Origin of the sequence: Vibrio owensii, assembly GCF_002021755.1 — a bacterium.
GTDB classification, from domain to species: Bacteria; Pseudomonadota; Gammaproteobacteria; order Enterobacterales; family Vibrionaceae; genus Vibrio; species Vibrio owensii.
Genome location: NZ_CP019959.1, coordinates 305,230 through 325,341 on the forward strand (window position 1 = coordinate 305,230; position 20,112 = coordinate 325,341).

General features: G+C 45.2%; 17 protein-coding genes. 12 read left to right on the plus strand and 5 right to left on the minus strand.

Annotation, left to right across the window (positions count from 1 at the left end):
* The first annotated feature begins 671 nt into the window (after positions 1–671).
* The 8 genes from A9237_RS01340 (at position 672) to purT (ending at position 9,012) form a co-directional block, all read left to right on the plus strand.
* Complete coding sequence (locus A9237_RS01340) at positions 672–1,367, plus strand: NAD(P)H-binding protein (RefSeq protein ID WP_078607323.1); 696 nt, start codon at positions 672–674, stop codon at positions 1,365–1,367.
* Positions 1,368–1,559: 192 nt separating this feature from the next.
* Positions 1,560–2,933: an L-cystine transporter gene (locus tag A9237_RS01345; protein WP_078607325.1), complete on the plus strand. Its 1,374-nt coding sequence runs from the start codon at positions 1,560–1,562 to the stop codon at positions 2,931–2,933.
* Between the two features lie 226 nt (positions 2,934–3,159).
* Entirely contained in the window at positions 3,160–3,840 is a 681-nt protein-coding gene (locus A9237_RS01350; protein WP_078607327.1) for a DUF1826 domain-containing protein, read from the plus strand.
* Positions 3,841–4,002: 162 nt separating this feature from the next.
* Positions 4,003–5,424: an exodeoxyribonuclease I gene (sbcB, locus tag A9237_RS01355; RefSeq protein ID WP_078607329.1), complete on the plus strand. Its 1,422-nt coding sequence runs from the start codon at positions 4,003–4,005 to the stop codon at positions 5,422–5,424.
* Positions 5,425–5,482: 58 nt separating this feature from the next.
* A complete protein-coding gene (locus tag A9237_RS01360) occupies positions 5,483–5,857 on the plus strand; it encodes a CidA/LrgA family protein (protein ID WP_005439820.1) in 375 nt (124 codons plus the stop codon).
* A gap of 1 nt (position 5,858) precedes the next feature.
* Positions 5,859–6,536 (plus strand): LrgB family protein, encoded by a 678-nt coding sequence (locus A9237_RS01365; RefSeq protein WP_009705896.1) that lies wholly within the window; start codon positions 5,859–5,861, stop codon positions 6,534–6,536.
* Positions 6,537–6,801: 265 nt separating this feature from the next.
* The gene (cdd, locus tag A9237_RS01370) at positions 6,802–7,689 is read left to right on the plus strand and encodes a cytidine deaminase (RefSeq protein WP_005439818.1); all 888 of its coding nucleotides are present in this window, start codon (positions 6,802–6,804) and stop codon (positions 7,687–7,689) included.
* Positions 7,690–7,836: 147 nt separating this feature from the next.
* Positions 7,837–9,012 carry a formate-dependent phosphoribosylglycinamide formyltransferase gene (purT, locus tag A9237_RS01375; protein WP_078607332.1) on the plus strand — a complete coding sequence of 392 codons (1,176 nt, stop codon included), beginning with the start codon at positions 7,837–7,839 and terminating at the stop codon, positions 9,010–9,012.
* 79 nt (positions 9,013–9,091) lie between these two features.
* Here purT and A9237_RS01380 read toward each other — a convergent pair whose 3' ends face one another.
* Positions 9,092–9,742 (minus strand): thiopurine S-methyltransferase, encoded by a 651-nt coding sequence (locus A9237_RS01380; RefSeq protein ID WP_078607334.1) that lies wholly within the window; start codon positions 9,740–9,742, stop codon positions 9,092–9,094.
* A 336-nt stretch (positions 9,743–10,078) separates the two neighbouring features.
* Here A9237_RS01380 and A9237_RS01385 point away from each other — a divergent pair, with 336 nt between their 5' ends.
* Entirely contained in the window at positions 10,079–10,855 is a 777-nt protein-coding gene (locus tag A9237_RS01385) for a RelA/SpoT domain-containing protein (protein WP_005439815.1), read from the plus strand.
* 144 nt (positions 10,856–10,999) lie between these two features.
* Here the strand turns inward: A9237_RS01385 and ihfA are convergent, their stop codons facing one another.
* Positions 11,000–11,296, minus strand: coding sequence for an integration host factor subunit alpha (gene ihfA / locus A9237_RS01390; protein ID WP_005427969.1), 297 nt, complete (start codon positions 11,294–11,296; stop codon positions 11,000–11,002).
* A 526-nt stretch (positions 11,297–11,822) separates the two neighbouring features.
* On the opposite strand from ihfA, the gene A9237_RS01395 reads away from it, so the two are divergent.
* Entirely contained in the window at positions 11,823–12,701 is an 879-nt protein-coding gene (locus A9237_RS01395; RefSeq protein ID WP_078607337.1) for an AEC family transporter, read from the plus strand.
* Between the two features lie 11 nt (positions 12,702–12,712).
* On the opposite strand, the gene A9237_RS01400 is transcribed toward A9237_RS01395, so the two are convergent.
* On the minus strand, positions 12,713–13,708 hold the full coding sequence (locus A9237_RS01400) for a LacI family DNA-binding transcriptional regulator (protein ID WP_009705891.1): 996 nt from the start codon (positions 13,706–13,708) through the stop codon (positions 12,713–12,715).
* A gap of 236 nt (positions 13,709–13,944) precedes the next feature.
* Here A9237_RS01400 and A9237_RS01405 point away from each other — a divergent pair, with 236 nt between their 5' ends.
* Positions 13,945–14,862, plus strand: coding sequence for an aminoimidazole riboside kinase (locus A9237_RS01405; RefSeq protein WP_078607340.1), 918 nt, complete (start codon positions 13,945–13,947; stop codon positions 14,860–14,862).
* Positions 14,863–14,947: 85 nt separating this feature from the next.
* On the opposite strand, the gene A9237_RS01410 is transcribed toward A9237_RS01405, so the two are convergent.
* Complete coding sequence (locus A9237_RS01410; protein WP_078607342.1) at positions 14,948–16,579, minus strand: glycoside hydrolase family 32 protein; 1,632 nt, start codon at positions 16,577–16,579, stop codon at positions 14,948–14,950.
* 336 nt (positions 16,580–16,915) lie between these two features.
* Here A9237_RS01410 and A9237_RS01415 point away from each other — a divergent pair, with 336 nt between their 5' ends.
* Positions 16,916–17,641 carry a metallophosphoesterase family protein gene (locus tag A9237_RS01415; protein ID WP_078607345.1) on the plus strand — a complete coding sequence of 242 codons (726 nt, stop codon included), beginning with the start codon at positions 16,916–16,918 and terminating at the stop codon, positions 17,639–17,641.
* A gap of 80 nt (positions 17,642–17,721) precedes the next feature.
* Here the strand turns inward: A9237_RS01415 and pheT are convergent, their stop codons facing one another.
* Entirely contained in the window at positions 17,722–20,109 is a 2,388-nt protein-coding gene (gene pheT / locus A9237_RS01420) for a phenylalanine--tRNA ligase subunit beta (protein WP_078607347.1), read from the minus strand.
* Between the last annotated feature and the right edge of the window lie 3 nt (positions 20,110–20,112).

Consider the following 20,112-nt stretch of genomic DNA (forward strand, 5'->3'; position numbering starts at 1 on the left):
ATCCTTGGTCTTAGAAAACCGCGAGAGAGATAAGACTCCCGACAAATTGAGAGAACAAGTGTACCCCTCTCCCGTGCAATTTCATCTGATTTTCTCTTTTTGACAGCGCTTTTTGTCAATTCGACAGTCATATTGATAAAAATATTATTTCAACAAGCTTGTTCCACTAAAAAAAGCATTCAACTTAAACCAACTCAGTCTCAGTCATTTATTTTTCAGCGCTCTAATTGATAACGTCTGATGGTCAATATCAGTCTAACAAAACAACTTAAAGCATTGATAAATAAAAACTATCCAATAGCACATCCAACACAGATTAGGCGTAAATGAAACGAGAGCTGATTTCCTCATCGTCTGTATTTTGAAAGTTGGCACGTGTGATGCTTTAAACAAACCGTCCCTAACACAAAAAGCGAGAAATTATGTTTGCCAATCAAAGTCGTCGCCCCGCTAAGAGAGGCAAGCCAAACCCACCACGCCAATCTCGGCGATCCATACCCTTATCATTCTCCTAAGAAAAAAGACCCGTTTGTCCCGCGGGTCTTTTTATTTGCCTCGTTTGAAGAGAGAGCAAACGGGTCGTGCGTCAAACATTGATAGCATGCCTAATGCTTGGCTGAACAATTAAGCTACAATAGCCTAAGCAACTGTTCTCTATAAGGAAGAATACAATGAGTAACGATTCAAATGCATGTGTCATTATCGCTGGCGCAACAGGGCTGGTTGGTAGAGAAGTCCTCCTTCAACTGATCTCACAGCCTAGCATCGAAACTCTGTATTCCCTTTCTCGACGAGCCCTCACTGACATTGCCGACCCTGATAATAAAATCATCCCACTTCTCGATGCTGAGCTCACCATTCATGACTGGGACGAACAACAGCCTACCCCTCGTGTTGGTTTTATTTGTCTTGGTACGACATTGAAGCAAGCCGGCAGCAAAGACGGTTTAAGGAAAATCGATGTCGAGTTAGTGTGTAAAGTGGCTCAGCAAATGAAGTTGATTGGCGTAAAACGCCTTGCAGTCGTATCGAGTTTGGGTGCAAAAGCCTCTTCATCATCCCACTATCTTGCTTGCAAAGGCCACATGGAAAAAAATATTGAAAAGATGGGCTTTGAAGAAGTGGTCTTCGCAAGACCGGGGCCTCTGGTCGGGCAACGAGAAAATCCTCGTACAGATGAGAAGGTTGTTCAGACTCTTTCTAAAGTAATTCGTCCGCTTATGCTGGGAAAACTGGCTAATTTTGTGCCTATTCAAGCTCAAGACGTAGCCAAAGCGATGATTTACCAAGTTTTCAGCTATCAACAAGACCCAATCGTCTATTTGCATAGAATAGAGATGATGGACCTCATCAAGCATTATGACTAAGTAAAATCGGATAAATCTTGTGCTAAAACGTTATTGCACGAGATATGCGTCTCACTTTTATATTCATTTTCGATCTATCTAATACCTGTTTTTCATTTTTAAAGTTATATCCCGATCGGTATCTTACGTTACCAGTATATAGCCCCGTATAAAAAACAGTCAGCATTTGGCGCTGATTAATAAGGTCAGATTATGAATTTCGCAGTGGTTGCCTCTCTGGCGGTGTTTATCGCCATATTATTCTTTCTTTTTAACCAACAACAAAAAAAGAACACGTTATCTCGTCTTGTGTTATTTGGTCTTGTGACTGGTTCACTTTTCGGTCTTGCTTTACAACTGATTCATGGCGAAGGCAGCGATGTGATTGCTCAAACACTTGAATGGGTTGGTATCGTCGGCAGTGGTTACGTTGGCCTGTTGAAGATGGTCATTATGCCATTGGTACTGGTCTCTATGATTTCAGCGGTTGTTAAGCTGGAAAAAGGCGGCTCTCTGGGTAAGATTTCTGGCCTTACGATTTCTGTTCTTCTCGTTACGACCGCTATTGCTGCCATGATTGGTATTCTGGTTACCACAACGTTTGGTCTTTCTGCTGAAGGCCTCACAGAAGGTGCGCGTGAAACAGCTCGCATTGCGGTACTAGAAAGCCGTGTAGGCTCAGTAAGCGACCTAACGATCCCTCAGATGCTAGTTAGCTTTATTCCAACCAACCCATTTGCTGACCTAACAGGTGCTCGCTCTACATCGATCATTGCTGTGGTTATCTTTGGTGTGTTAGTAGGTATCGCTGCGCGTAAAGTGATGGCAGAAAAAGAAGAGCTAGAATCTCCGATTCGCACTTTCGTTGAGGCTGCTCAATCTATCGTGATGCGTTTAGTTAAGATGATCATGGCACTGACGCCTTACGGCATCGCTGCGCTGATGGCAAAAGTCGTTGCCACTTCAAGTGCTGGTGACATCCTTAATCTGTTAGGCTTCATCGTGGCATCGTACGTTGCTATTTTACTTATGTTCCTTGTACACGGACTGCTAGTGTCTTTCGTTGGCGTGAGTCCAGCAGAGTACTTTAAGAAGATCTGGCCTGTACTGACATTTGCATTTACATCACGCAGCTCAGCAGCAACGATTCCACTTAACGTTGAAGCACAAATCACCAAGTTAAACGTCCCACCAGCGATTGCGAACTTGTCCGCATCTTTCGGTGCCACAATCGGTCAGAACGGCTGTGCAGGTATTTACCCTGCAATGCTTGCAGTGATGGTAGCGCCAACGATGGGTATTGATCCTCTAGACATCAACTTCATTTTGTCACTGATTGCTATTATCACGATTAGCTCATTCGGTATTGCCGGTGTAGGCGGCGGCGCAACTTTTGCGGCATTGATTGTACTACCAGCAATGGGCTTGCCTGTGACAATTGCAGCGTTACTTATCTCTATCGAACCATTGATCGATATGGCGCGAACGGCACTTAATGTGTCTGGTGCGATGACAGCCGGAACGATTACTAGCCGAGTGCTAAAGTCGACCAATAGCGAAACTGCGTTGGAAGAACAGAAAGCGTAATCGCTACCCAATAAACATTTCTTACACGAGCCGATGGTTTTCCCATCGGCTTTTTTGCTTTTAAGACTCGCTAATATAAAAGCATGACGAATCTCCCCCAATCTCTTTCAAAGACTTACCAGAGTCTAAACAACATTTGCGGCAAATGGGTTTGTTAGCAACAATTGTTATGATATAACATTTCAATAAACTAAAGCCGCATACGAATAACATCGGAGGTTATATCATGACTTCAACTTTAACCGAGTCCATTACAACTGAAGCCTTGGGAAACACGCACAAAACAGCATGTTTCAGTGCACGGAAAGAACCGACGGTGTTGGCAGACATTTATCAGGAAGACATCAATATCGCGATTTGGCAGCGTCAATTTGATCAACAACTCATTGATGCCAGCAAAGCCTTTGTTACATCAAACCCCAACTTTGGTAAGTCGTTGAGCATCTCCCCGGAAAACGCCTTAGAAACGTTGCAATTCGCAACTGACGGAAAAGCGCCAGAAGTACTACTAAGAAATATTGCTGAGTTGGTTGATATGTTCTGCTATCTGTTTGAACTCAAAGATGCAGGATTACGCCTCGCAACGCTCAATAGCGCAATGTGCCCCCGCTTTCACGTTGACCAAGTACCTTGCCGATTGGTAACCACATATCATGGTACTGCGACACAGTGGCTAGCCAACGATGCCGTCAATCGCGCCAAACTGGGGCACGGTAGCAATGGACTCCCAGACTCGGAATCAGGTTTGTACATGAAAGAGAATGACATTCAACATTTGTCTGTGGGTGATGTTGCACTTCTGAAAGGTGAACGTTGGAGCGGCAATGAAAACAGAGGTCTGGTACACCGGTCTCCGAACATTGAATCGAGTGAACCTCGCTTGCTATTAACCTTAGATTTTGGGTGATACAACACCTCAATAGTCTAAGCATTAGTCAATTCCCAAATATTAAGCCGACGGTTCGCCTTCGGCTTTTCCATTTTCACAACATCACCTTGCATCTTTCGTTGCGAGTCAAGGCGTTGAATGGTCTAATACCCTCAATCGGTTCCGTAAACGGTAAGCAGAATGCACCAAGATAATCAGCCCACTTTTTTCTTTTTTGATTACGAGACTTGGGGAACAAGTCCAGCCAAAGATCGTCCAAGTCAGTTCGCAGGCGTTCGCACTGATGAAAACTTCAATATCATTGGTGAACCTTTGGTCATGTACTGTCGCCCACCTGCTGATTATCTCCCTTCGCCAGAAGCTGCTTTGATCACTGGTATTACGCCACAAAAAGCCATGCAAGAAGGCCTACCTGAACCTGAGTTTATCGCCAAGATCCACGCTGAGCTTTCTAAACCAAACACAACGAGCCTTGGTTACAACAGCATCCGTTTCGATGATGAAGTCACTCGTTACACTTGTTACCGCAACTTTATCGACCCGTATGCGTGGAGCTGGCAAAACGGTAACTCGCGCTGGGATTTGCTCGATGTGATGCGAGCGTGTCATGCCCTTCGTCCTGAGGGCGTGGAATGGCCGGAGAATGATGAAGGCTTTACGAGTTTCAAGCTTGAGCATTTATCTGTGGAAAATGGCATTGAACACAGCAATGCCCACGATGCGATGGCAGATGTAATTGCTACTATTGAGATGGCGAAGAAAGTCAAAGCCGCGCAACCAAAGCTGTTTGATTACTTTTACTCGATGCGTAACAAGCGTAAACTGAACGAGTTAGTCGATATTGTAAACATGACGCCATTGATGCACGTATCAGGCATGTTGGGACGTGAGTGCCAATACACAAGCTGGATTGTTCCTGTGGCTTGGCATCCAACCAACAATAACGCCGTCATCACAATTGATTTAGCCAAAGATCCTCAGCCTATTCTTGAGCTTTCAGCAGAAGAGTTGAAAGAGCGTTTGTACACCAAGCGTGAAGAACTGGGTGACTTATTGCCTGTACCCGTAAAGCTCGTACATCTGAACAAGTGCCCTATCCTTGCTCCAGCTAAAACGTTAACGGCAGAGAACGCAGAAGTAATTGGAATCGACCGTCAGAAATGTTTGAGTAATCTAGCACTGCTGCGTCAACACCCAGAAATCCGTGAGAAGCTAATTAGTCTATTCTCTATTGAGCGTGAGTTCGAAAAGAGCGATGATGTGGATACGCAACTGTACGATGGCTTCTTTTCACCAGCAGATCGCGCAGCGATGGACATCATTCGTGAAACAGATCCAAATAACCTTGCTGCGCTGGATATTGAGTTTGATGACAAACGCATCAAGCCATTGCTGTTCCGTTACCGTGCCCGTCACTACGCCGGCACACTGGATGAACAAGAACAAAGACGTTGGGCACAACACTGTCGTGAAGTTTTCGAAAGCCAAATTGAAGAGTACATGCTGAATTTAGAAAACTTAGTTCACGAACATGAAAGTGACGAAAAGAAGATAGCGATACTAAAATCCGTCTATCGTTATGTAGAGAGCTTAGCCTCCTAATTTCTTACCTTGTTCAAGCGCACCTTCGGGTGTGCTTGTTGTTTTATATGCTGTCAAAATGATTAAAGATCGATTACTACAGCTGGTCCATTTGCTCATTTCCCTCGCACTCATCATGGGAGCACTTGGCATCGGCAATACTATTCAAAAATTCACTGGCGTTTCTGTTCCTGGAAGTGTCATCGGCATGCTAGTGCTGTTTTTCTCTATGACCCTTGGCTTCGTCAAAGTCGAATGGGTTAAGCCTGGCGCGACGCTTTTCATTCGATACATGATCTTATTGTTCGTCCCAATCAGTGTTGGTTTGATGCAGCACTTTGATATGTTGTTGGCGAATGCGCTGCCAATCATTGCGAGTGCAGTAGGCGGCTCACTGATCGTATTGGTCAGCTTAGCGTGGTTCTTAGATTACTTGCTGAAGGAGAAACACTAATATGTGGTTACTTGTCACTATTGTGGTTTTCCTTGCCGCTCGTCAAATCGCAATTAAGGTTAACAACCCAATCGCAAACCCGCTTTTAATCAGCATCGCAGTATTGATCCCTCTACTCACCTTTTTGAAAGTGCCGTTTGAAACCTACTACGCCGACAACGAGTATATTAGCTTCTTGCTTCAGCCCGCTGTTGTTGCGCTAGCGTATCCGCTCTATGAGCAGCTACCTCAAATCAAAGCCAACTGGCGCATTATCGCACTGGCTTGCTCTTTGGGCAGCGTGATGTCGATGCTAACAGCGACACTGATCGCCGTTGCATTCAAAGCAGACATCAGCCTCATTGCAAGCTTAGTGGGCAAATCGGTAACCACCCCTATCGCGATGGAAATCTCTAGCCACTTAGGTGGTGAAGCTGCCGTTGCGGCTATTTTAGTGCTTATCGTGGGTTTATTCGGGGCGATTTTGGCTTACCCAATCTTCAACCTTATCGGCATTAAACACCCTATCGCTCGTGGCCTGACAATGGGTACTGTCTCTCACGCACTTGGGACAGCAACATGTGCTGAAAAACAGCCTGGTGATGCGGCTTTCTCATCTCTAGCTTTGGTGCTGTGTGGCATCATCACTTCTATTCTTGCGCCAAGCTTCTTTGCTTTGGCTGTTTGGTTATACCAATAAAGACCTCAATGACCTGCTCTACTTTGCTTCCCGATAAAGTGAGCAGGTCATAATCTCATCCAGAAAATTCGCAGTATGAATATACGTTGATATAGTTATTAGTGGGACAGAGATAACGTTAAATCGTCGTGAAATCGAATACATGTGTGAGCTCACTCTAATTATGTAACGTAAATTATCATTACACACATTAACGTGATCTAAAGCACAGAACATTTCCATCTTTCACATAGAATAACTGTCCATGCAATAACAAGGATTCAACATGAAAAGTCGCATTGAACAGGCGCTAGCAAGCGCTCCTGAAGCACTTTCAACACATCTTGCTCCTATCGTTCTCGCTGACGATTTTGATGCCACTATTTCTGAGCAACAGTTTGATGAGCTGCTGAACGCTACCAACCTTTCAGACAAAGAGCTTCGTGTTGCTCTACTTCCTTTTGCCGCAGCGTTTTCTTACGCTCCAATTTCTGAATTCTATGTCGGTGCGATTGTTCGCGGTCTATCTGGTCGCCTTTACTTTGGTGCGAACATGGAGTTTTTCGGCGTTCAACTGGGTCAAACCGTTCATGCTGAGCAGTGTGCGATCAGCCACGCTTGGATGAAAGGCGAACATGGTGTGAAAGACATCACCATCAACTACAGCCCTTGTGGTCACTGTCGTCAGTTCATGAATGAACTCACTACTGCAAAAGAACTCAAGATCCAATTGCCAGAACGCGAAGAAAAGTCACTACACCACTACCTTCCAGAAGCTTTTGGTCCTGCAGACTTAGGCATCGAATCTGGTCTAATGGCAGATGTAAAACACGAGTTTGTGTGTGATGAAGATGACGCTCTGATCCAAAAAGCGGTCAGCGCAATGAACATCAGCCACGCGCCTTACACTAACAACTTGAGCGGTATTGCTCTAGAGATGAACAGTGGTCGCGTATTCCAAGGCGCTTACGCAGAAAACGCGGCGTTCAACCCTAGCCTTCCACCGCTTCAGGTTGCACTGATTCAAATCCTGATGGCTGGTGAGCAGTTTGAAGACATCAAAGCTGCTGCTCTGGTTGAGAACTCGCAAGGCAAGATCAGCCACCTAGCCGATACTCAATCAACGCTAGAAGCGCTAAACCCTGATATTCCAGTGAGTTTTGTGAACGTTTAATTTATCCAAACGCTAAGCGAGAAGCTCTACCCAGTGTAGGGCTTTTTTATTATCAAAAAACCTTGCGCAAACGTTTGCTTCGTGCGTAAAAATCAGTATGATCCCCTGCAAATTCGGTTTCATCACTTTATTTTGTAAGGGAACACTATGTTCGGTACTGCTACTAGCACTCATGCTACCCGTGTATTACTTTTGGGCTCTGGCGAGCTTGGTAAAGAAGTGGCAATTGAATGCCAACGTCTTGGTTTGGAAGTGATCGCGTGCGACCGTTATGCCGATGCTCCGGCGATGCAAGTTGCGCATCGTAGCTACGTCATCGACATGCTTGATGGACAGGCACTGGAAGAGATCATCAATAAAGAGCAACCTGCTTACGTGGTTCCTGAAATTGAAGCTATCGCGACCGATAAATTGGTCGAGTTAGAAGAGAAAGGCTTGAACGTTGTTCCTACAGCGAAAGCAACTAAGCTGACAATGAACCGTGAAGGCATTCGCCGCCTTGCAGCTGAAGAGTTGGCCCTAAACACTTCCCCTTATCAATTTGCTGACAGCTTTGAGGACTTTAAAGCAGCAGTAGAACACGTTGGTATCCCGTGTGTTGTTAAGCCAGTGATGAGCTCTTCTGGTAAAGGCCAGAGCGTTATCAAATCAGAAGAAGATGTTCAAACGGCTTGGGATTACGCACAAGAAGGTGGTCGTACAGGTGCAGGGCGTGTGATTGTTGAAGGCTTTATTGACTTTGATTACGAAATCACATTGCTAACCGTGCGCGCAGCTGATGGAGTGCACTTTTGTGCTCCGATCGGACATCGTCAAGAAGATGGTGATTACCGTGAATCATGGCAGCCACAAGCAATGTCAGACAACGCCATCAAAGCGGCTGAATATACAGCAGAGAAAGTTGTTAATGCACTGGGTGGCTACGGCATCTTTGGTGTCGAGCTGTTTGTTAAAGGCGATAAGGTCATTTTCAATGAAGTATCCCCTCGCCCACACGATACCGGCATGGTAACCATGATCTCTCAAGAAATGTCTGAGTTCGCACTGCATGTTCGAGCGTTCACCGGAATGCCGATCAACAACATAGTTCAGTATGGACCATCAGCATCAGCGGTTATTTTAGGCCAAGGTACATCAACTGATATCCGCTTTGACAATGTTGCCAAGGCATTGGCTCAGCCACAAACTCAAGTACGTTTTTTTGGCAAACCTGAGATAGACGGCCGTCGTCGCTTAGGCGTTGTTTTAACGCGTCGTAAGACTATTGAAGACTCGATTGAAGATGCAGTAAATAACGCATCTAAAGTGCAGATCGTTTACTGATTTCATTAATCAGCTAAAGATAGACAAAAGCGCAGCTCAATTGGCTGCGCTTTTTCTTTCTGTGGGTTCGAAAAGTCCTTTATTCGCTCTCTATTAAGTAGACTTCTTCAGAGAAGCGGCTTAGACCTTTCTTCACAATTTTAGGATGGTTTTCGTCGGCTTGCTCGACATTCAAACAAGTCACCTTATAACCCGCAAACAGCTGTTCAATCTCTTCGACTGGCACGCTAAATGGAGGGCCTGACATCTCATCCTGTGGGTAGTTAAGAGTCACAAGTAAAATACGTCCACCAGGGTTCAACAGTTGCTTGAGACGAGTTACGTACTCTTCTCGCATTTCTTGCGGCAAAGCCACAAGCGCAGCACGGTCGTAAATGATATCGGCTTTAGAAACAGGCGCAGTAAAGAAGTCGCCAGTGTAAATCGACAACTCATCGAACTGATACAACTCATGCATGCCGTTTAGTGATGTGACAGTCGGCGTGTAGAAGTGTTCAGCAAAAAACGCACGCACGGCGATAAGGCTGAGTTCGACACCCTGCACGTCATCATGCTTCGTCGCAAGCCATACCAAATCTTCTGACTTTCCGCACAGAGGAACTAACACGGTGTCTTCACGTTTAGGATTGGTATGCTGCCAGAATGCAGGTAACAGTGGATTCACATCATCTAGGTGGAAACCAATTTGGTTACTCGCCCATTTACTGTGCCAAAATTCTTGATCTCTCATTTTACTTCTACTTGTCGGCTGATTGTGGATTCGAGCTTTGCGCTTCGCTTTTGTGGGGTAAGACTAATGATTTTTTCAAATTTGTCTATGCCGTTCATCTTTGGTTAATACTGCAATGGTAGTATGGCTATCGTTCAAGAATGAACCCTTCCTTTATCTGGTTGTCAGAATAAAGGAAAGCAAAATGGTGATCTAGAACACGATTCCACCATAAGGCTAAAAAACGGCCTTGGAATCTATCGTAGAGCCCCCATTAACTAGGTAGTACCTGATTTGCGAATCTTAGTGACCTTTTCGTTACCCATTTTCTAAGTGCAAGCAAGTTAAGGAGAGTGAATGAGCTTATTTTTACGTACTACAGCATTGATGCTTTTAGTACTAAGCCGTGCGCCGGCGTTCGCCGCACTTCCAAATGTCCCGAGTAACGAGCAACAAAACCGTTCTGCTAGCCAAAACGAAGTTTGCTCAAAATTGTTTAAGCATAGCCTTAGTGGTTTGTATGGCATTCAGTCAATCGACTCCAAACCAACTCAACCTTATTCAGATTTCGACGTACTTTACAGCAAAGCTCACCAAGCACAGTTCGAGTTAGAAACCATCTGTAAAAGTACTGCCCTTCTTACTGACGCCCAACCTTACTTCGCAGGCGTTAAATCTCAACATCGTGCCGAAGAAAAAATTGCTCACGAATTGGATGGTCAAGTAGAGCGAATTACAGACTTAGCACGAGCAACTATCGTCGCGGATGACGTAGCAAGCCTTGTATCTGTGTACGAAGCGTTAGAGCGTGAAACTACCATCGTTAAAGTGAAAAACCGCTTTAAGAAACCAACGGCTTCTGGCTACCGCGACTTGAACCTGTTGGTTCGTCTTCCTAAAACGAATTTGATTGCTGAAGTTCAACTGCACCTTAAAGCCATTGCTGATGTTAAGAATGGCCCGGAGCATGATTTGTACGAACAAATTCAGAAGCTGGAGCGTCAGGCTCTAGTAGAAGGACGAAACTTAAATGATATCGAGACAGCTTCGATTCGCAGCATGCGCACTCAATCGAAAAACTTGTATCAAGAAGCTTGGCATCCGTACCTGACAACACACCTAGAAGCGGCGTAAACAAGCCGTCTTTTAGAAACTGATTTCCTCAATACTGAAAAACCACCGCAATTGCGGTGGTTTTTTATTTGTTCTTTAGCAAGTAACGAAGCGTACAGACAAAAAGACCACGACAAAGCGTGGTCTCATTCCATGTTACATGGCTTACTGGTCTGCCTTTAGGTTCTCTACGCGAGCTTTCAACTTCTGACCCGGGCGGAACGTAACGACACGTCGAGCAGTAATAGGAATATCTTCACCAGTTTTCGGGTTACGACCAGGTCGTTCGTTTTTGTCACGAAGGTCAAAGTTACCAAAACCTGACAGTTTTACCTGTTCGCCACTTTCTAGTGCCTTACGAATTTCTTCAAAGAACACTTCCACCGTTTCCTTGGCGTCCCGTTTACTAAATCCCAATTTATCAAACAGGTTTTCTGCAAGTTCGGCTTTTGTGAGCGCCATAAAACTTTCCTCAAAGCTATGTTAAACAATGCTACCTAGTGTAGCGCCAGAGCAGTTTTACCCTACCAATTCAACAACATATCGGGGTTACATCAGGAAGTGTATGCCAAGCTTATGATTTTCGCCAACTTTTTTCTTTGCTAATATACCGAATGTTTTACCACTGCGGTACTTTACCTACCATCATTTCCAGATTTTACTTTAATTCCCTCTCTATCGAGAAAAATATCCAGTTTAAATTACTAGTTTAAAACCTTAAAACAACATTAATCACTATTTAATAAAAATGTCAGATACTGGCTATTTTACAAACAATTGACACAAAACTTCTCTGTTTTTCAGTAGTTTGAGTCACTTCAAAAATAGATCTGACCAGTCACATTCAGCATACTTTTTTTACCTATTCTGCTAGGTGAATTGAAAAACGAAAGCTTGAACGAAGACAAAATTCTGCGTGTTACTCCATGACGGCAAATGGAAACATTGATACTGTTTTCACATACCGCCCTCTTACTAGCGAGCCAACATGTTTCACCAAGTCGTCAGCATTCTCTTCCCTGTATTCGCTTTGGTTTTTGTTGGCTATCTCGTTGGCCGCTACATCAGACCAGATTTTCGCCCCATCAATCGCATTAATATGGATGTGTTCACGCCAGCACTCGTCTTTTCATCGCTGGTAAGCATGCCTCTCGACATGGACCAAGCCCCTCTTTTAGTTGCTGCTGTTTTTGCTGTCGTCGTTCCCGGCATTGTGATGCTACCGATTACGAGACTGACCGGTCTTTCATTTAAAGCATGGGCACCACCACACATGTTCCGAAATAGCGGCAACTTAGCGATCCCGCTGTTCACGTATACGTTCGGTGAACTCGCTCTACCCTCGGCAGTGCTGTTGTTCGTTGTCTCTGCCTGTTTACACATCAGTTTGGGTGTAATGCTGCTCAGTAGCGGTAATCCATTCAAACAGATCATTAAGATGCCGATTTTCCTATCTGCTTCACTCGCTTTGTTCATTAATCTTTCAGGAACTGGTATTTGGAACCCGTTGTATGAGGCGACCGCATTACTCGGACAAGCGGCGGTACCAGTGATGTTACTTTCATTGGGTGCCCAGATGTTGAACCTGAGATTAGGGGGGGTGAAGGTAGGCCTTATGTGTACCGTGCAATCGCTTGGGACAGGTGCGATCGCATTTACATTAATCTATTGGTTTATCCCACTGCCGACAATGCAACTACAAATGATGGTGTTGTTCACTATGCTGCCACCAGCCGTCATGAACTATTTGTTTGCAGAGCGACTGAACATTGAGCCAATGACAGTCGCTTCAATGGTGTTGTTTGGTAATTTCTTCAGTATAATCACGTTGCCGCTACTGCTGTTGTTTACCCTTTCACTCTCTTGAGCAAATCAGTCCTAGCGATAGTGGATCTTCGCAGGAAGCACCACTTGCTGCGGGGTGTGTTTTGGATCGGTAAGCAATGCTTTGCCAGCTTCATATAAGCTTTGCGCAATCAAATCACAATCCTGTTCAATCGAATCTATCTTAATTGGTAAGCAATCCAAAATCGCGTAGTTGTCGAACGTCGCAATTTTCATCTCTTCATTTAACAGTTGCTGCTCTGAAAGAAAACGCAAAACCCCTTCTAGGATAGAGTAAGAAGCAACGAATAAACGTTCCGGAAGGCGGCCTAACTCTTGATAGGTTTCCTGCATCATTTGATAGCCTGACTCGGGTTGGTAATCCTTATGTTTAACTAATGCCGCTTCAAATTTCACTCCGGCTTGTTCCAATCCTGCTTGGTAACCAGCAAAACGGTCTTTACTCGGAGAAAGCTCTAACTGACCACCAAAGTAAGCGCATTCTTTTGCTTCCTTACCCAACTTCTCTACCACTTGCTTAGCGGCGTTATGAGCATCGGTTTTGATTGTCGTCATCTGTTGCTGCTCGATAACACGGTCAAACAAGATCACGGGCGTAGACTGTCTGACTTCTTGATAAAAGCTATCGTCAGACATAGACGTTGCGACCATCAGTAAATCAACTTGTCTTTCTAATAGGCTCTTTACTGCTTCTTGCTCCTGCTCAGGTTCATCCTCAGAAGAGGCGATCAACAGCTGATAACCGCTGCTTCGAGCGAGCTTCTCGAGTTGCTTAGCGGTTGTGGCAAAACCCATGTTGGCCAAATCAGGAATAACCAAGCCCAAGGTATACGTTTTTTTCGCTTTTAAAGCGCGGGCATAAAGGCTTGGTGCGTAATTGTGTTCCGCGACGACAGCTTGGACACGTTTTACGGTGTCTTCATTGATTCGGTGTTTCTTGGCGTGTCCATTTAAGACAAAGCTGACTGTGGATTTAGAGACTCCGGCTAGTTCTGCAATGTCCGCTAGCTTTAATTTTTTGTTCTTCACCTGGTCATTCCGTGGTTATTTTAAGCTTGGGCTTTTTTATTATCCCGCCAATGATACTCAGGTTAATTATGAAAGCCATCACAATCCCCCACTTTGCGCTTGGGCAAACACTCTAGATCATGGTTAAGATCACAATTAACGTCATTTTGACCTTTTTGGTTCAAATAAACATTGATTAGCTAAAACGATTTAGCAAAAATGTAGTTAGTGATTAGATTCTATTTTAGGTAGTAGTTATGAGTAAGATTTGGGTGACTGGCGATGCCGTTGTTGATTTGATTCCAGATACAGAAAGCACGTATTTGAAGTGCCCTGGTGGCGCGCCAGCCAACGTTGCAGTCGCAATCTCTCGATTAGGCGGTAACAGTGCTTTCTTTGGCCGCGTTGGTCAAGATCCTTTGGGTCGCTTCATGAAAGCAACGCTGGCACAAGAACAAGTCAACACAGATTACATGCTGTTGGATGAAGCACAGCGCACATCAACAGTGATTGTAGATTTAGATGACTCAGGTGAACGCAGTTTTACTTTTATGGTGAAACCAAGTGCAGACCAATTCCTAATCCCTGCTGACATCCCCGAATTTGCTCAGGGTGAATGGCTACATGTTTGTTCAATCGCACTAGCAACCGAACCGAGCCGCAGCAGCACACTAAAAGCGATGCAAGATATTAAAGCGGCCGGTGGCTTCGTCAGCTTTGATCCAAACCTGCGTGAAGAAGTTTGGGCGAACCCAGAAGAGTTAAAACCTGTGGTTCGCCAAGCAATTGAGCTGGCTGACGTGGTGAAATTCTCTGATGATGAGCTACTGTTCCTGACCGACACGGACTCCCTTGAAGCGGGTCTTGAAGCCATCAAAGCATTCAACAATACGCTTGTCCTTATTACTCAAGGTGCAAAAGGCGCGTTGGTTGTATTCGAAGGTGAACAAGAGCTGATTGCAGGCCAAGCAGTCAAACCAATAGATACAACAGGCGCTGGCGACGCATTTGTGGGTGGTTTGCTGGCTCGTTTAGCTCAACAAAATGAGTGGGCGAACAAAGAAGCGATCCATTCAGCAGTTAACTGGGCAAATGGTTGTGGTGCTTTAGCGACGACGCAAAAAGGCGCGATGACAGCATTGCCAACTCAAGATGCTTTGTTGGCTTACATCTAAAACAACATTTCCATAGGTTGAAGCTCAGGTAATAAAATAGAAATCCCCGCAATTGCGGGGATTTTTTTATTTGCCGTTTTTAGAATTAAACCTTTTGGAAAGGCGCTTTTGCCGCTTTCAAATAATGCAGAGTTGTTTCTCGCTCTCCACCTTGTAAAGACAAACGTGTCGCATCGACATCAGTAAACACACGCGACGTCATCACCGCTTCACCACCGTTAACAAACACTTCAACAGAAGAAGTATCCGCTAAGATACGCAGTTCAATCTTGCCAGACTCTAGAGGCAGCTCGCGAACCGTATCTTGTGCTCGATTCAATGTTTTAGAACGATCTAAGATCAATCGACGCTCAACGTCATCGGCTTTTATCGTCAGTTTTTGCGCTGTATTTTCGAAGAGGCATAACTCGTCTCCCCATTCTAACGTGATAGTTAAATCGAAAGACTTGGTTCCGATATCCATACCATCGGAATTCAACACAAATTGGTTTGTTGATTCAATTAGCGATTCAAGCTCATGAATTGGAAATTGATACAGCTTGCCATCACGGAAGCTCATTTCACGCATTGTCGTCAGTTGATGTACCCAGCCATTGTCTGAACTCGGTTGATCGATTTCATCTGGTAATCCCATCCAGCCACACATAACACGGCGACCATCTGGCGTAAGCATGGTTTGCGGCGCGTAAAAATCAAAACCAAAATCGAGATGCTGGAATTCGCTCAGCTGAAGGCCATCTTTTTCATTCCACTTTGCCTTCACAATGCCATTATGGTGAGGAATTGAGTTGTATTCGGAAAACGAAGGAATTCCTTGTGGACCAATGACAACAAAGTTCTGCTCAGACAAATTGAACATGTCCGGACATTCCCACATATATCCGAAATCACCAAACTCATCGCCATACAAACCGTCAAACGTCCATTGATACAAGTCGTCAGATTTGTAAATCGCTAGGCGCCCTTTTAGCTCTTCCGTCTGCGCACCCAATAACATTAGCCACTGGTTATCGTGACGAATCACCTTAGGGTCGCGGATGTGTGGTGTTACACCAGGAGGTAGTTCACCAATCACCGGACCATGCTTAACGAAGTTCACACCGTCAGTTGAAGTCGCTAAGCACTGGGTTGTATGACGATCTCGTTGCGGCCCAATTCGTGTATTGCCTGTGTAGAACAACATCAATTCGTTTTCTTGGCTAAGCGCATGACCAGAAAATACACCATGACTATCGAACCAATCTGAAGGTGTGAGCGCAACGGGTTGCCATTCCCAGTTGATCAAGTCAGTACTGGTTAAATGTGCCCAATGCTTATCTTTGTGTTCGCACCCATACGGATACCATTGGTAAAACATGTGGTATTGGCCATTGTGGAACACAAAACCGTTTGGGTCGTTAAGCAAACCTTGTGGTGGCGTTATATGCCATAAGGGACGGTGCTCACATTCAACAGGCTCTTGAAGTGATTCAAAACGCTTCGCTTGTTCTTTGGTGATCGCCTCTCCTAGCTGAAGTAATGCTTCCGCACTGACAGAATCTGAGCGCACAAATCTCACTTGCATTTTTCCCTGAACTTCTTGTAGTTGCTCAATCAGCTCAGAGTCTTGAATTAGCGTGTGTTCACGCACTTCAAAAATAAGGTCTGAATCAGGAATCAAAACGCGAGAGATGTTTTCAACTCCCCCACAAACGGCAATGTATGGTGCTAACGACATTTACTTTAACCTAAAACTCAAATTGGGAACGTTTGCAAAAATAACATATCAAATAACGAATTAATAGATAACATCGGATCATAGACAGCAAAAATCGTGATCAACCTAACGCTCTAAAGCATCTTTTAATTTATGGTTTAGTACTTAAGTTCTCGTTAGCTGCTACGCTGAGCTTTATGTTTGAGAACGTTCCCTAAAGGTCCGATTAGCCAGTGGAAGATTTAGATCTACCTTTCTTACAAAGCGGTAATATGCAAGGTAGAGGTTTACTATTAAAACCAAGAGGTTAAGTGTTACACTGAAACCATTCAACCAAACGTTACATTGCGAAATTCCATGAAGTCGATTTTCCAGATCAGCGATTGTCACTTAAGCGATCCAGCTAGCTTTGAAAACCTGCGCAAAGCGCTGTTGTGTGCTCAAAATGATTCATCCTGCGATACTCTTTTTCTCACTGGTGATCTGTGTTGCAACCCTCAATCAGGCGACTACCTCAGTCTGGTCAACTTCATAGAGCAACACACCCGAGACAAGCGTATCTTCGCCATCGCTGGTAATCATGATGACCATGAACTGATGAAACAAGAACTGCGTGGAAGTTGCATCGCCGTTGTCGATAAAGCCAAGCTCCATGGACGAGAGGTTATATTTTTGGACTCAAGTGCAAAGCCATTGGATAAGCGACACCCTTTAGGCTCTGGCCGAGTTGATAACCGTGGTTTAGCAGTCCTAACTAAACAGCTTCGCCATGTCGCCAACCCGGTCGTCGTTGTCCACCATCCCATTATTCCTGTTGGCTCAGACTGGATGAAAGCGATTTGCTTGGAGAACGATGCAAGCTTACTTGCGCTTTTGGCAAAGCATCGAGTTCAGGATGTAATTTGTGGGCATGGTCATGATGCACTGACTATAACGCGTCAAGGTGTGACTCAACATATGGCACCCGCAACCGCTTATGGCTTTGACCACAGTCTTGAGGAATACAACCGAAGTGAAAGGATTGGTGTGAATAAGATTTGCTTTGAAGGTGAGAGGATAAAAGTGGAGACAATTTGGCTCTAGCGATTCCCTATTCCCTTAATACAAAAAACCCTGCCGAGCTGGCAGGGTTTTCATTTCTTAAGAAGATACGTTACGTGAGATTAGTCACGTAGAGACGCACCAAACTTCTCAGAAACGTGAGCAACGATAGCGTCAACCGCACCCGCGATATCTGCATCTTCAAGCGTACGCTCAAGTGACTGTAGAGTCAGAGCGATGGCTAGGCTCTTCTTACCTTCTTCAACGCCTTTACCTACGTAAACGTCGAACAGTTTCGCATCTTTAAGGAACTCGCCACCTTGCTCTAGACAAGCGTTAACGATGTCACCAGATGCAACAGCTTCATCCACTACTACCGCGATATCACGACGGTTTGAAGGGAATTTAGAAAGTGCTACCGCTTCTGGGATCACTTTGCTGTTGATTGCAGACCATTCGATTTCGAATACGATAGTACGACCGTTTAGACCGAACTTACGCTCAAGCTCAGGGTGAACTGTACCGATCACGCCCACTTCTTTGCCGTCTACGATGATTGCCGCAGATTGACCTGGGTGAAGTGCTGGGTGCTTAGCAGCAGCGAAAGAGTACGCTTTTTCGTTCGCAGATAGCTCTAGAATCGCTTCTAGATCGCCCTTAAGGTCGAAGAAATCAACAGTGTTAGTTTCGATATCCCAGTGCTCTTCACCGCGAGTACCAGCAATAACACCTGCAAGCATAGGCTCTTGGCGCATGCCGTTTTCTGCAGATTCACATGGGATGAAACGTAGGCCGTATTCGAATAGACGAACGCGTGGCTGTTGACGCTTCTGGTTGTGAACAACCGTGTTCAGCAGACCTTGGATAAGACCAAGACGCATTGCTGACATGTCTGCAGAAATTGGGTTTGGAAGCACTAGAGGCTCAACACCAGGTACAACTAGCTTTTGTTGCTCAGGCTCGACGAAGCTGTATGTAATTGCTTCGTGGTAACCACGGTCAACAAGAAGATCACGAACGCGTTTCAGTGGAAGATCCGCTTCAACGTGGTTGTGCATCTTAAGTGCTGCTGCTGGGTGTTGGTTAGGAATGTTGTCGTAACCGTAGATACGGCCAACTTCTTCAATCAGGTCTTGCTCGATAGCGATATCGAAACGCCATGTTGGCGCTACTGCCATCCAACCTTCTTCTGAAGCTTCTACAGTCAGACCTAGGCGCTCTAGGATTTCTACTACGTCAGCATCAGCGATGTGGTGACCTAGTAGGTTGTCTAGTTTAGTGCGACGTAGAGCAACTTTGTTTGGCTTAGGTAGGTCTGCTTCAGACTCTACTGCAACAACAGGTGCTACTTCACCACCACAGATCTCAACTAGAAGCTGAGTTGCACGCTCCATTGCGCTCACTTGTAGTGCGTAATCCACACCACGCTCGAAACGCATTGAAGAATCAGTGTGCAGACCGTAGCTACGAGCGCGACCACGGATGTGGTCAGGTGCAAAGAATGCACACTCTAGTAGAACGTCTTTAGTCTCAGTTGTTACACCAGACTCTTCACCACCAAAGATACCTGCGATTGCAAGTGCTTTGTTGTGGTCAGCAACTACTAGTGTATCTGCGTTTAGTTCTGCTTCGCTGCCGTCAAGAAGTGTTAGCTTCTCACCTTGCTCAGCCATACGAACTACGATGCCACCTTCGATCTTCGCTAGATCGAATGCGTGCATTGGTTGACCTTGCTCTAGAAGAACGTAGTTAGTGATGTCTACTACTGGGTCGATAGAGCGAATGCCACAACGGCGCAACTTTTCTTGCATCCATAGTGGCGTTTCAGCTTGAACGTTTACGTTCCTAACTACACGACCTAGGTAACGTGGACACGCAGCTGGCGCTTTCACTTCGATAGACACTTTGTCTTCGATTGAAGCCGCTACTGTTTCTACTGATGGCTCAGTCACGTCAGCGCGGTTTAGTACGCCAACTTCACGGGCTAGACCACGAATGCTGAAACAGTCAGCGCGGTTTGCTGTTAGGTCTACGTCTACTGTTACGTCGTCTAGACCTAGGAATTCACGGAAATCGGTACCGATTACTGCGTCTTCTGCTAGTTCCATGATGCCGTCTGACTCAACGTCGATACCTAGTTCAGTGAATGAACAAAGCATGCCGTGAGAAGGCTGGCCGCGTAGTTTCGCTTTTTTGATTTTGAAATCGCCTGGAAGAACAGCACCAACTGTTGCTACTGCTACTTTCAGACCTTGGCGACAGTTGTGTGCGCCACAAACGATGTCTAGAAGCTCTTCTTCACCCACGTCAACTTTAGTTACGCGCAGTTTGTCTGCATCTGGGTGTTGACCACATTCAACAACGTGACCAACTTTAACGCCGTTGAACGAACCTGCTACAGGTAGCACGTCATCAACTTCTAGACCCGCCATTGTAATTTGGTGAGTTAGTTCGTCAGTGGTAATCGAAGGACTAACCCACTCACGAAGCCATGATTCGCTGAATTTCATAGT

What these genes read in the sequence shown, in the direction of transcription:
- A9237_RS01340 (WP_078607323.1), top strand. Translation starts at nt 672, where the DNA reads ATGAGTAACGATTCAAATGCATGTGTCATTATCGCTGGCGCAACAGGG.
- A9237_RS01345 (WP_078607325.1), top strand. Translation starts at nt 1,560, where the DNA reads ATGAATTTCGCAGTGGTTGCCTCTCTGGCGGTGTTTATCGCCATATTA.
- A9237_RS01350 (WP_078607327.1), top strand. Translation starts at nt 3,160, where the DNA reads ATGACTTCAACTTTAACCGAGTCCATTACAACTGAAGCCTTGGGAAAC.
- sbcB (WP_078607329.1), top strand. Translation starts at nt 4,003, where the DNA reads ATGCACCAAGATAATCAGCCCACTTTTTTCTTTTTTGATTACGAGACT.
- A9237_RS01360 (WP_005439820.1), top strand. Translation starts at nt 5,483, where the DNA reads ATGATTAAAGATCGATTACTACAGCTGGTCCATTTGCTCATTTCCCTC.
- A9237_RS01365 (WP_009705896.1), top strand. Translation starts at nt 5,859, where the DNA reads ATGTGGTTACTTGTCACTATTGTGGTTTTCCTTGCCGCTCGTCAAATC.
- cdd (WP_005439818.1), top strand. Translation starts at nt 6,802, where the DNA reads ATGAAAAGTCGCATTGAACAGGCGCTAGCAAGCGCTCCTGAAGCACTT.
- purT (WP_078607332.1), top strand. Translation starts at nt 7,837, where the DNA reads ATGTTCGGTACTGCTACTAGCACTCATGCTACCCGTGTATTACTTTTG.
- A9237_RS01380 (WP_078607334.1), bottom strand. Translation starts at nt 9,742, where the DNA reads ATGAGAGATCAAGAATTTTGGCACAGTAAATGGGCGAGTAACCAAATT.
- A9237_RS01385 (WP_005439815.1), top strand. Translation starts at nt 10,079, where the DNA reads ATGAGCTTATTTTTACGTACTACAGCATTGATGCTTTTAGTACTAAGC.
- ihfA (WP_005427969.1), bottom strand. Translation starts at nt 11,296, where the DNA reads ATGGCGCTCACAAAAGCCGAACTTGCAGAAAACCTGTTTGATAAATTG.
- A9237_RS01395 (WP_078607337.1), top strand. Translation starts at nt 11,823, where the DNA reads ATGTTTCACCAAGTCGTCAGCATTCTCTTCCCTGTATTCGCTTTGGTT.
- A9237_RS01405 (WP_078607340.1), top strand. Translation starts at nt 13,945, where the DNA reads ATGAGTAAGATTTGGGTGACTGGCGATGCCGTTGTTGATTTGATTCCA.
- A9237_RS01410 (WP_078607342.1), bottom strand. Translation starts at nt 16,579, where the DNA reads ATGTCGTTAGCACCATACATTGCCGTTTGTGGGGGAGTTGAAAACATC.
- A9237_RS01415 (WP_078607345.1), top strand. Translation starts at nt 16,916, where the DNA reads ATGAAGTCGATTTTCCAGATCAGCGATTGTCACTTAAGCGATCCAGCT.
- pheT (WP_078607347.1), bottom strand. Translation starts at nt 20,109, where the DNA reads ATGAAATTCAGCGAATCATGGCTTCGTGAGTGGGTTAGTCCTTCGATT.